At 43.0% G+C, this 12,756-nt stretch carries 10 protein-coding genes; 6 read left to right on the top strand and 4 right to left on the bottom strand.

Going from position 1 to position 12,756, the window contains the following annotated elements; genetic code table 11:
• Positions 1-185 (top strand): transposase (locus L1D55_RS25560; protein ID WP_239918929.1); only part of this gene is annotated, 185 nt, incomplete at its 5' end.
• A gap of 95 nt (positions 186-280) precedes the next feature.
• Here L1D55_RS25560 and dcuC read toward each other — a convergent pair.
• The 3 genes from dcuC to L1D55_RS25545 all read right to left on the bottom strand — a co-directional run bounded on the left by dcuC (position 281) and on the right by L1D55_RS25545 (position 3,276).
• Entirely contained in the window at positions 281-1,648 is a 1,368-nt protein-coding gene (gene dcuC, locus L1D55_RS25555) for an anaerobic C4-dicarboxylate transporter DcuC (protein ID WP_128164494.1), read from the bottom strand.
• A 424-nt stretch (positions 1,649-2,072) separates the two neighbouring features.
• Positions 2,073-2,579, bottom strand: a complete 507-nt coding sequence (locus L1D55_RS25550) for a hypothetical protein (protein ID WP_128164492.1) — start codon at positions 2,577-2,579, stop codon at positions 2,073-2,075.
• The gene (locus tag L1D55_RS25545; protein ID WP_239919335.1) at positions 2,572-3,276 is read right to left on the bottom strand and encodes a winged helix-turn-helix domain-containing protein; all 705 of its coding nucleotides are present in this window, start codon (positions 3,274-3,276) and stop codon (positions 2,572-2,574) included. Before L1D55_RS25545 ends, L1D55_RS25550 begins: the two co-directional genes overlap by 8 nt.
• A gap of 395 nt (positions 3,277-3,671) precedes the next feature.
• Here L1D55_RS25545 and L1D55_RS25540 point away from each other — a divergent pair, with 395 nt between their 5' ends.
• The 4 genes from L1D55_RS25540 (at position 3,672) to L1D55_RS25525 (ending at position 11,599) form a co-directional block, all read left to right on the top strand.
• Entirely contained in the window at positions 3,672-5,888 is a 2,217-nt protein-coding gene (locus L1D55_RS25540) for a lipase (protein ID WP_239919334.1), read from the top strand.
• Positions 5,878-7,071, top strand: coding sequence for an outer membrane protein transport protein (locus L1D55_RS25535; RefSeq protein ID WP_239919333.1), 1,194 nt, complete (start codon positions 5,878-5,880; stop codon positions 7,069-7,071). Before L1D55_RS25540 ends, L1D55_RS25535 begins: the two co-directional genes overlap by 11 nt.
• A gap of 192 nt (positions 7,072-7,263) precedes the next feature.
• Positions 7,264-8,535 carry an efflux RND transporter periplasmic adaptor subunit gene (locus tag L1D55_RS25530; RefSeq protein ID WP_239919332.1) on the top strand — a complete coding sequence of 424 codons (1,272 nt, stop codon included), beginning with the start codon at positions 7,264-7,266 and terminating at the stop codon, positions 8,533-8,535.
• Positions 8,522-11,599, top strand: coding sequence for an efflux RND transporter permease subunit (locus L1D55_RS25525; protein ID WP_239919331.1), 3,078 nt, complete (start codon positions 8,522-8,524; stop codon positions 11,597-11,599). The genes L1D55_RS25530 and L1D55_RS25525 overlap by 14 nt, the downstream gene beginning before the upstream one ends.
• 110 nt (positions 11,600-11,709) lie before the next feature.
• On the opposite strand, the gene L1D55_RS25520 is transcribed toward L1D55_RS25525, so the two are convergent.
• Entirely contained in the window at positions 11,710-12,450 is a 741-nt protein-coding gene (locus tag L1D55_RS25520; protein WP_239919336.1) for a DUF481 domain-containing protein, read from the bottom strand.
• A 120-nt stretch (positions 12,451-12,570) separates the two neighbouring features.
• Between L1D55_RS25520 and L1D55_RS25515 the strand changes: the two genes are divergently transcribed.
• On the top strand, positions 12,571-12,756 hold a 186-nt coding region (locus L1D55_RS25515; RefSeq protein WP_239917338.1), incomplete at its 3' end, for a transposase.

Genomic DNA, 12,756 nt, shown 5'->3' with positions numbered 1-12,756 from the left:
AAATAGCTTTAAAACTCTTTAGTAAATTTCCATATTTAAGGAGAAACAAACTCTGGGGTAACCACTTTTGGCAAAGGGGCTATTTTGTCGATAGCGTAGGGGTTAATGAAGAAATCATTCGACGCTATGTAAGACATCAAGAGAAAAAAGAGCGCGTGGAGCAGCAGCAACTGGCGTTGGACTAAACAAAGGCCCCCTTTTAGGGGGCTCACACAAAGCCACCTTCTTTAGAAGGTGGTAATTTACTTGGGCATTATATATCTGTATAACTATTAAAGACTTAAGCAGCCATTGGTACTAGAACAAGTGTACCGAAGATAACAGTGATAAGGCCGCAGATGACTGGTACAGATGTACGTTTTACTACTTCAAATGGGCTGATTTTACCCATGCCTGAAGTTGCTACCACTACGCCAGATACTGGAGAGATCGTACGACCTAGGTTTGATGCTTGAAGCATCGGGATAATAAGGAAAGCTGGGTTTAGGCCCATCTTCGCAGCCAGTGAAGGCGCAAGCTCAACGAATGCATAGAAAGGTGCGTTACCTGAACCTGTCGCAATGGCCGCAGCAACCGTTAGACCTGTGAGGATAAGCATTAGTGCGATGCCGCCAGCACCTGCTGCTTCAGCAAGACCGATTAGGTTGTCGATTGCGCCGATAGACATTAGACCTTGAGCAAATACACCAGCCGCAACTAACAGCATTACAACGCCTTTAAATGCGTCCGCCATACCTTGGTAACAAGAATCTAGATCTTCTAGCGTCTTTTCACCGTCGAATTTCTTCACAACGTAATCAACAAGTGCACCAACGAAAATTGAGCCAACTACAATGGTGTAGATGTCTAACTTAAGACCTGGAATGGTACGGCCGTTAAATAGGAAAACACCGATGATAGGTAGGAAAGGAAGAGCCGCATAGAAAGCAGGCGCTGTTGTTTCAATCTCAGAAACATCAACTTTTTCCATTGGCGTGTTCTCTTTCTTATCTAGGTATTTGTTCCAGAAGAAAGCTGCTGCTGCCATTACGATGATTGCGCAGATTGACACTGGCAGTACTGTTTGAACCGCAAATACATCAAGGTCTAACCCTGATTTTTCTGCAGCGATAACTACGTCACCTGATGTTGGAGAAAGAATGATTGCTGCTGGTGACGCACATACTGCAACCGCTGCAGGACGAGAAATACCCATCGCAGTCATCATTGGGAATAGGGTAGCCATCAACAACACGCCAAGGCCAGTCGCAGAGCTCACTGCTAGAGACATTAGACATGCCACGATGTACGCAGCAACAAGGAGTGCGTATGGAGATTTGATAACAGATAGTGGTTTAGAAAACTGTTTCACTACAACATTGTTTGCGCCAATGTGAGTCATGTAAGAAGCGAAACCACATAGAAGCATGATCTGCATACCTAGGCCGCCGCCACGGTATTGAAGCATGTACTTAACGAATTCTAATGAGTCGGTAACCATGTTACCTGTTGAAGCGATCTTAGCTGGTAAGACTGTGTGACCAATAAGGCCAGTAATAAGAAGAAGAGCAAGGCCAGCAGTTAACAAAACACCGGCTGCTTTATAGCCTTTTACAATAAAGTAACCTACAGCGATAGTAATCACTAATCCGATTAAGAGTTCTAACATAGAAATCTCCACAAAGTTTAAAAAATATAAGAAACTGTTTCAGAATATGACAATGAATGTACAGAAAACTGCACTGTGGCACGAGGCATAGTTGAGGTTGATATGATCTAAGACAAACATTTTTTTTGATGTTAATTCTGGTTGTAAATCATGAATAACTACTGTTGTTTAGATGTTAATAAACGAGTTTTATCGTTCGCTAGAATATAACTTGGATCACTTTTGTGTGGTGTGGTTGCATATGGCGGTTGGAGTTTATAAAGTGTTTGGATTTACAAGTTGTGCTAGGTAATTGATTAGAAAGGTGTGTTTTTGGCACCGTAAATGAGTATTTTGATGTACTGACGTCGAGTTGATTGAAGAAAACTCAACGTCAGTAATAGGAGGGGGCTACAAGAATTGTTTAGTTAGAGAGTGATGATATCTAATTGATGTTCAACTCAGGCTCCGAATTAGAATAGGCTGGCAGATCTGCACACATTACTTTCTTGCAGAAATGTATCATGCCACGCTGAGTTACAAGCAAGAGTTCTTCATCGTTTAATGGAATATAAGTCATAGCATCCGATGAGAGCACAGAACCTTCACTGATCATCACCTTTTCGTAAAACGTGAGTTCTCTATTAGGCATGATCTGCTCGTGTTGAGTCTCGTCTAACGAAATATCATGTTGAGTAACGGTGTACGTACCTGATGAAGTAAAGCCCGCTTCTTTAGTAGAAACATAAAGCAGCTCGTAACTATTATTCTTTTTAAACTCGATATTAACCGAAGCCTGATTGTAAATAATTTTATCGGGCGGATTGACTACCGATGCCGTGTTGGCTAAATAATGTCCTTTGAGGTGCGTTTGAGGAATTAACGTTGTCAGCCAGCCGACTAAAATACCCAATAGCGCGACTATAACGAATATCTGCTTATCTTTATTCACAAGTAACTCCTTTAAATTCGCTAGGGAAACTCAAAGATTTTCCTGAATTATCTATGATGATCTTGCGTCCCTTATATTCGTAAAGCGTTACGTTATAGAGTTCTTTAAATGTGAACTCGTCCGTTTCTATTTTACAAGAGATAAAGTGTTCCCCTGTTAGGCTTTCAGCTAAGGTATTTCTATCTAAGTAAGAAAATAGATAGTGGGATAACAAGGCAACCACAATAAATACCCCAATCAATGTCAGCATGTTACTGCTCTTTATCGCAGGAGTTGTGGTTTCTTGAGCTGCTTCTTCTTGCGGAGTCGTCTCTAATGATTGTTGCGAATCTTGCTTTGCTTGCGCTTGAATCTTACGAAGTGCACCTTCTTTATCTTGCGTTACTTGACCAGCAAATCGATATCCTTTGCCACGTTCAGTGACAATGATCATTCCACTCTTATCTTCTAGTGCTTTCCTACAGATTGAGATGGTTTGCATCAGGCTTCCATCTTCAACGTAAATACCTTTAGACACCCAAACTTGTTCAATCAGGACTTGTCGTGTGATCACCTCGTTAGGTTTTGAGATGAAAAATTTAAGGAGCTCTGATTCATTAGAACCAATCGGGTATGTACGTCCTGTCTTAAAGTGATGGATTTCACTCTCTTCTAAATTGACCTGTATATCATCATTGATAATAAATTTAGCAGACATTTGGGTTCTCATTGTTATAAGCGTTCTAACCTAAATATAACAAATACCGTTACAAATATAAACTTGCTGAATTTGTTGGCTTTGAGGTTTAAATTACTGAATTTTATGATCTTATCTCCTGGATTAGATTTCCTTATATACCTTTTTGAGGTTGTTTAATGTGGTTTAAGGTGCTTGGTGTTAGCAGCTATTGGATCATTAGAATGTGACGCTGATTTAGTGGGTGTGGGTTAAGTGCTCAAATTTCTTACGTAGTTCTATCAATGTGTCATTCCAACTTCGTGTTGCCTGCTCTCTGCAACAAATCGAGTCTATCTCTGACTCAAATGGCAACTCTAATAATGATAAATCGCATGACCGCACCAGTTTAATGCTAAAGCTACGAAGGAGCTGTTTTGAAAGAATTCAATAAGCCACTTTTATGTGGACTAATTACACTTGCCTTACTCGGCTGTCAGTCTGAAGACTCGACTCAAGAGCCTGTTTCAGTATTAGTACCTTACAACATTAATGAACTACCAAAACCGAACGATGGATATGGGTACGACGACGACGGAACTATTACCGGTGTAGGTGAGCCTGCAGCCGCCATGTCATCGACGAATGATGCCTATTATCAGGATTATAATAACTCATACGCTGCCCTAGATGGCTGGGGAGTTTGTGCAGAGCCTATTTTAATTCCTCTGCAAAGCATTAATTCTGATAAGCGTTTTCCATTGAATAATGAAACTTTAGCGGGGAATGTTGTATTAATTGATGGAGAAACAGGTGAGGAAGTTGGTACCCAAATATCCGCTGATGGTTCGAATATTAAAATTCAATGTGAATCTGGGTTAAAAGCAGGGACGACTTATTCGATTGTTGTTACCGATGGTGTAAAAACAGAATTCGATGAACCATTGAAAGCAGACTCAAGTTTTGATGAGTTGATATATTCAGGTGTTCCGCTACAAAGCGACAAAGAAGCAAATATTCAAGAGCAGGTTCTAAATGCTATTGGTTCATATTATGCGCTTTATCCAGAGAAGGGCGTTCCAGTATACGCCGCTCAATTTAAAACTCAGAGCTCTTATTCGTCGCTAGATGCGATGAGGGATAATCACGTAAAGTTTAATACCAGATTTTTAGATGGTTATGAAACGGTTCGAGAGTTTAATGGCGATTACAATCAATATTCTAAGAAGTTAAGAATACCGTCGTATTTACCTTTTACTCAGGCTCGAGAATCAGAGTGTCTTGTTGATGAGTTTGATCCCAAAGAAAACTGTCCACCTCTATATGAATGGATTACTAATCAAGAGGGTGGTTTCCCAACAGCCGAGATGCCGGAGCCAGAAGTTGTCGAATTCCTCGATATAACTGCTGATATCTATCTTCCTAATTACGCTGATACACCTAGGCCGAAAGATACACAAATCGGTTTCCCTACTGCGATATTCATCCACGGTGTAACCGCGGAGCGTGGCACAGCTTCATTGATGGCTGCCGAGTATACAAAGAAAGGCTATGCCGTGGTTGCGATTGATATGCCATATCACGGGGAACGAATGCGCTATGACAATACCGATCCAGACGGTGAGGGGCCAGAGACTGGAGTAGAGATTAGTGCTAGAGCAGACAAAGCATTCTTTATCAATATTGATTCTCCTTTAGCGCTTCGTTCTAACCTCCAGCAGTCGGTATCAGACTTTCTTGGTCTTCGCTATGCGTTGAGTAAAGAAGCGTGGGTTAAAAAAGATGACGTCCACTTAATTGGACAATCCTTGGGGGGAATTATGTCGGTGATGGTGAGTGAATTTAGTCAACCAACTCGCGATTTGGGCGGTAATTCAGACTTTGCATTCAACACGGTGAACTTTGTTGTTCCAGGGCAAGGGCTTACCAATCTGGTTTTGTCTTCTCAAACTTTAGGTCCAGAGATGTCTGAAGGGGTTAAGAAATCCCCAGATGTTCAGCGCAGTATCGCTGAAACAGTCATACCCGATATCTGTACTGCGGAAGCAACGAATCAAGAGTGTATCGAGGCGCTACGCGAGTTTGTTGCACAGTCTACGGACAACGCACTATTTGTGAGCCAGTTAGAAGATGACATTTTCAACTTAGTGGTCACCGACCTTAAGCAGGGTGTTCAAACAACAATTGATAGTGCGGACCCGGCGAGTTTCATCTCACGCCAAGTCACAGCGCAGCAACCAACTCTTTTGTTAGCAGCGGTTGGAGACTGTGGCGAAACCTGCGATGTAGGAGTTGATTACGTTCCGGATAGCGTCATTCCAAATAAAGCCCCGGATAATATTCGAACAGGAACTGAGCCTCTGATTGCTGCGCTGGGCTTAGACCCAATAACAGGCACATCAGAAAATATGGAACAAAAACGTGGAGCGGTAAGAACAACCACCGGCGGACATGGAACCTATTTGTTCCCTTACGAGGGGCCGATGGACGAGAGCGGCTTACCAGGAACGCCAGGCGAAAATATGTCTGACGTGCGTGAAGCTGTAGACACACAGCAAGTTGCCGTTGCTTCAATGGTAATGAGTGACGGCGCAGTCGTCGTCATTAATAACGAAGATCATATCGAAACAGAGGTGCCTCAAAATGAAGAATAAACTTTTATTGGGCACTGCAGCCGCTCTAGTTCCTTGCTTGACCAACGCGGCTGGATTCCAACTTAACGCGCAGTCTGCAACGGGTTTAGGTCGCGCGTTTGCTGGTGACGCTGTAATGGCCGACAGTGCCGCGATTGTTGCCAAAAACAGCGCTGCAATGGCATATATCGAACAACCTATGCTGTCTGTGGGTGCCGTTTATATCGATAGTGGTATCGATGTTTCTAATGTGAGTTACACGCCGATGATAGGCAATACAGAAGCACTCGATGATCAATCGCTCGACGCGGGAACATTGGTTCCAAACCTTCATTATGTTCATCCTATTCAAGGCTCTAAATTTACCTTAGGTGCCACTGTGCATTCTAACTTCGGTACCGATGTTGAGTTTGATGAGTCTTTCAAAGCGGACGAGTTTGGTGGGAAAACAGCGCTATCGAGTATTAACGTAGGTTTTGCGGTTGCTTATGAGTTGTCCGAAAAAATCAATTTAGGTGCAGGGCTAGATGTCATCTACGGGGAAGGCGAAATTCATAGAAAAAACCTGCTAGACGTTGATGCTGATGGCTTTGGATTGGGTGCTAATGTTGGTGCTACTTACCAAGTTAATGAAAACAACAGGTTTGGTATTACTTATCGATATAGCCCGGATATCGAAGTTGAAGGGGATATTACGAAAGGTAGAGTTCCTGCCGATAAGATGAATGTGCCTCTGCCAGTTACTTTGGAGTTTTCTGGTTGGCATCAACTTAACGAGCAATGGGCATTCCATTACAGCCTGCAATGGGTGAATTGGTCTGAGTTTGATTCACTGACTTCAGACTCTTATGACGACTCAATTAAAGAGTATCAATGGAAGGATGCGGGGCATGTATCGGTGGGGGGTACTTACACAATGTCGAAAGATGTCGTGCTACGAGCGGGTTACATGTACGACATCTCTCCAACCGACGAGTTAACCTCTTTATCGATACCTGATGTAAACCGCCACTGGGTGACTGTTGGCGGAACATACCACTTCACTGAAGACAACTCTGTGGATGTAGGTATCGGTTTTATTATCGGAGAATCACAAAATATTGACGAAAGCCTGACGACGATTCCAGGAACGAGTTCCAATATAACTGCAGATGTGAGCGCTGACGCTGTTTTACTTGGTGTTCAATATCAACATCGTTTTTAACTTTTACTTTGGAGTTTAGAACGAAAACTTTAGGAATCATATAAACATTGCTGGGCTCGACAGTGAGTTGAGCCCAATTCTCATTATTAGCTGTTTTAGCATTATTTAAATAGCTGGAAGCTCATTAAGTAAAAAATAGCTGCTTAGAAAAACGTTTAATTCAGATGAATTTGACGGTTATGGTTATTAAAAATGAAATTTACAAAGCTTAGTAAAACAATCTGTTTGGCTCTGTTTGCCTTACATATCACTCCCTCATTTGCCGAAGATTCGCCCCTGATTCCAGTGACCATTGAAAAGGCTCACAAACAAGCATTCACTTCTTCAATCAACGAAGTTGGCAAAATTAGAGCAACAGATTCTGCTGCATTGACCTTTAGCGCTTCCGATAAAATTCTTGAAATCCATTTCAAAGATGGAGATTCGGTTAAGAAAGGTGAGCTGATTGCTCAACTAGATAACACCAAAGCTAAAGCCGATTTAGATAAAGCTAGAAGCTCGTTAGCGCTAGCAAAATCGAAATTAAAGCGAGTACAAGAGCTACTGAAAAAGCAACCGGATTCAATGTCTCAGCAAGATGTTGAAGAGCTAAAAGAACAAGCGAATCTTGCGGCCGCTGACTTCCGTCAGAAAGAGGCACTAATGAATGACTATCTATTGGTAGCGCCTTTTGATGGTCAGCTAACGAACTTCAATCACTCAGTAGGTAGCAAAATTGATAGTTCAACGGCCTTGGTTAGTTTGATCAAGCTTGATCCAGTTGAAGTTCAGTATTCAATTGGGCAATCGGATCTAGGTAATGCAAAGTTAGGACAGAATGTATCGATCCAAGTTGATGCATTCATTGATGAGGCTTTCTCTGGCGTCGTAGACTACATTGCTCCAGCAGTTGATGAAAGCTCAGGTCGAGTAGAGGTTCACGCGCACGTGACCAATCCAGAGCATCGCTTGGTTCCGGGCATGTTTGCCAAGGTTAGCCAAATGACCAGTGAAGACTCAACGAAAATGGTCGTTTCTCAAAATGCGGTTCAAGCCAAAGATGCAGAGCGTTTTGTTTGGGTCGTCAATGGAAACAACATTGAACAACGAATCGTTGAGCTCGGTGTAAATACTAATGATGGATATGTCATTGTCGAAAAAGGGTTACAGCTAGGTGATAACGTAGTAGTTACGGGCCAGCAAAACCTAAAGAAAGCCTCTTTGGTTAAGGTTATGAACCCGAATGTCGAGCAAAAAACAGTAGAGTTGATGCCTCAAAAGGTAACTGAACCGGTTGAACAAACCACTGAGACACTACCTGATGAACAATACCCTGTAGAGCCGACGGTTGATTGGACTGACGGCTCAAAAGATTCAGAAGAAGAGCCAAGTGCAGCCAGCAACACTAAGGTGACTGCTGAGCAAAACGGTCAATCAAACAGCAAGGAAGCGATAACGAAGGAGAGCACGAATGAAGCTTCCTGAGATTTGTATTAAGCATCCTGTTTTTGCTTCAGTGTTGAGCATCGCCATCGTACTACTTGGCATGTTGTCATTTCAGAAGCTATCGATTCAATATTTCCCTGAACATAAAACACCTTCAGCAACAGTAACGGCTGCGATTAATGGTGCAAGTGCAGAATTTATGTCGCGCAATGTTGCGGACAAATTAATTACTGCTGCTACAGGTCTTGATAGCGTAAAGACTATGACTACGGACTGTCAGGAAGGCACCTGTAATTTAAAAATCATCTTCGAAGATGATGTTGATGACGTTGAATACACAAGCCTGATGAACAATCTTCGCAGTAGTGTTGAAGCCATTGGCGATTTCCCGCCGAGCATGACCGATAAACCAACGGTTACCGATGACTCATCAGACACCAGTATGCCAAGTAATATCATCACGTTTGTGAACACTGGCAAAATGTCTAAACAAGATATGTACGACTACATTAGCCAACAAGTTGTACCTCAGTTTAAACATATTCAAGGTGTAGGTGGTATTTGGGGACCATACGGTGGTAGCCAAAAAGCGGTGAGGGTATGGCTTCAACCTGATCGCATGATGGCGCTCAACATGAGTGCTTCTGATGTGGTTGGTACGCTCAGCTCTTACAATGCGACATTTACCGCGGGTACGATCAAAGGTCAGGTTCGAGATTTCTCTATTAACCCGGTTAATCAAGTGACCAGCGTTGATGATGTCCGAGACTTAGTGGTACGTGTCGATAATGGAAAGATCATTCGTATTGGCGATATCGCTGAAGTCAAAATGGGAGAAGAAAGCCTAACGCCAAGTATTCTTCGTGTTGACGACAACTTAGCGATGTCGATTCAGGTCTTGCCTCTTAAAAGCGAAAACCCAGTAACGGTTGCTAATAAAGTTAAAAAGCAAATCGACCTAATTCAGCCTCAATTGCCTGAAGGCATCGAGATGAAAATGGTTTATAACCAAGCTGACTTTATCAAAGCGGCTATCGATGAAGGCTTTATGACTTTGGTGGAGGCTATTGTCCTTGTTTCCGCCGTTGTTGTTCTTTTCCTTGGCTCTGTACGCGTTGCTTCTATTCCGATCATTACCATTCCTGTGTGTGTGATTGGTGTATTTGCGGTGATGCATTTACTCGGGTTTAGTATCAATGTTCTGACAATCTTGGCGATCATTCTGGCGATTGGCTTGGTGGTTGATGATGCGATTGTTGTTGCGGAAAACTGTTATCGTCATATCGAAGAGGGCGAAACTCCGTTCAACGCTGCTATCAAAGGGTGTCGAGAGATCGTCTTCCCAGTAATTGCGATGACATTGACTTTGGCCGTTGTTTATTTGCCAATCGGCTTGATGGCAGGCCTGACTGCCGATCTGTTCAGGCAATTTGCTTTCACACTTGCAGCTGCTGTGATCATTTCAGGGTTTGTCGCGTTAACGCTATCACCGATGATGAGTGCTTACTTAATGAAGCCTGTCTCGACGCCTGCAAAGTGGTATCAAAAAGTTGATGCGAAGCTCAATGTGTTGTCTGACAGATACACGAAAGAGCTCGGTAAGTGGTTTGATCGTAAAGCACTAATGAGCGGTATCGCTTTAATGCTAATTGCGTTGTCTGCATTGGCCGTTTGGAAGATGCCTCAAGTTCTGTTGCCAACAGAAGATACCGGTTTTGTAGAGGTTACCTCAACACCACCAACGGGTGTTGGTCGTCAATATCACCTTGATAACAATGAACAGTTAAACAGTGTATTTAAAGGCGATGATTCAGTTGAAGCGAACCTGTCTTACATTGAAGGCACACCGACCAATCATGTTCTACTAAAACCATGGGGAGAGCGTGACCAGTCTGCAGATGAATTAGTGAATGACTTTATTGCCAAAGCGCAAAGCTCAGTTTCGGCTTATGGTATGTCTTTCAAGGTTCGCTCAGCGGATAACTTGAATATTGCGACCAACATGATTCTTGAGCTTACAACTGTGAATCGTGATACCGGCGCTTTGTCTGAAACAGCGAGCAAAGTGGTAGAGGCTCTTGAGGATTATGTGGGTGTCACTAACGTTAAAAACTCAATGCTACGCGACCAGCTGCGTTATGACTTATCGATTGACCGCAATGCCATTGTGCTGTCTGGTGTGGACTACGGTAATGTAACCAACGCGCTGTCGACTTTCTTGGGTTCAGTGAAAGCAGCCGATTTACAAGCGGATGATGGCTATACATACCCAATCCAAGTACAAGTGAATCTGAAGGATCTTGGTGATTTCAAAGTTTTGGATAAATTGTATGTGGATTCACAATCGGGACAAAGGCTTCCTCTATCTCAGTTTGTTTTCATCAAGCAAGTAACATCGGAATCGAACTTTAAGACTTTCATGGGACAAGACAGCGCTGAAATTACCGCTGATCTTATGCCGGGATATACCGCAAGTGATGTAAAAGCATATATCGACGACACGGTGCCAAGTCTATTGAAACCAGCACAGAGCTACGAATTCAACGGTATTGTTAAAGATCTTGTGGATTCTACAGCAGGTGCGCAGGTGCTATTCGTACTGGCGTTGGTTTTCATCTTCTTGATCTTGGCAGCGCAGTTTGAAAGCTTTGTCGACCCGATGATCATATTGCTGACCGTTCCTCTGTGTATTGTTGGTGCGATTTTGACATTATCGGTGTTTGGTCAAAGCCTCAACATCTACTCAAAGATCGGTTTACTGACGCTGGTGGGTCTCGTGACGAAACACGGTATCCTATTGGTGGAATTCGCCAATGAGAAACGTAAATCAGGCGCCAGTGCAAAAGAAGCCGCGATCAGCAGTGCACGTTCAAGATTGCGTCCTATCTTAATGACTTCGCTGACGATGATCCTAGGCTCGTTACCGTTAGCCTTGGCCGATGGGCCTGGTTCTCTCGGTCGTATCAACATCGGTTTAGTATTGGTGGGTGGCTTAACGGTCGGAACTTTCTTCTCACTGTTTTTGGTACCTGTCGCGTATGTTGGGATGGCAAACTTAAAGCAGGTGGATGTGCTAGCACGTTTGAGGTCAAAAACAGCGTAATGGTATATCAGAGATAGAAGTTATTAGCTTTTTGATACTTTAAGGCCCTCACTATGAGGGCCTTTTGTTATCCGGTGTTTCGAGGTTAGGGAGCAGAGCAAACAGTATGGTTAGAAATCGTAGTTTAGATTCATTGAACTATAGATCTCACTATTGCTTTGGTCTGAGGCAACAGTGGTGTTATAGATGTATTCGGTATCGAAGGTGAGCGCTAAGTTACCCATCAGAATGTTCTTTAGATAGCCTTTAAGGTTGTAGTTCGTGTTTTCTTCACCATAGGCCATGTTAGCCGTAGCACCCATAGAGAACGTTTCAGTGAGCGTTAAGGAGCCATCGATACTGGCATTAGTAATAAGTTCGTAGTTCTCTTTGTTTGGAAACTCTTCATCAGAAGATTGGCGTTTACTGATCCGATAACCCGGACCCGCGGATGCTTGAAGCTTGATTCTCTCTGTATCGTAGAAATGACGACCAAGCCCAGTAGCGGTAATGAACTGCTTACGATAGGTGCCATAGTGGTCGTGCTCAAAACGTGTCGTGGCAACTAAATAGGTGACGTCATTCAAGTCATAGCTAATCCCATAGTTAGTGGTATAGCGATTCGTTCCATCTTCATCATTTTCAGCATCCGTGTAATAAGTATCGAACTGCACCCGTTGTCCCCAATTTTCCTTTTTGTAGCCTACGGATATCCCGGAATTGATAGACAAGGATGAACTGGTGTTCTGAGAGTATATAAACCCCAACTTAGTTAACGTCGTGAAAGGGGATTCGTCTTTTTGTTCTTCATTGAGTACAGGCTCATCGACAAGTTCGGTCTCTTCTGCGAATACTTGTACCGATAAAACCAAAGCGACCAAAGGTAAGGTGTTGAAACAACGCCTGCCTAGAGTTGTATTAGTTGAAGGGTGATCCGCCCCAGCAGTTTTGGACACTGAGTTAAGTGAGTACAATCACTAACGAGGTGAACAATGACAACTAAGAAAACTAGAATTAAACATTCCCCTGAATTTAAAGCAGAAGCCCTGAAGTTAGCAGATAAAGTGGGAGTAGCTGCGACAGCAAGACAGCTTTCTTTACATGAATCTCAAATCTACGGGTGGCGAAAGAACTCGAAGAAAGACACCAGTACTAGTCAACGAGAGCAAGAACTAGCC

Origin of the sequence: Vibrio sp. Isolate22, assembly GCF_022398115.1 — a bacterium.
Classification (GTDB): domain Bacteria; phylum Pseudomonadota; class Gammaproteobacteria; order Enterobacterales; family Vibrionaceae; genus Vibrio.
The sequence above is the reverse complement of the archived record's forward strand: the minus strand, read 5'-3'. Positions and strand labels throughout refer to the sequence as shown.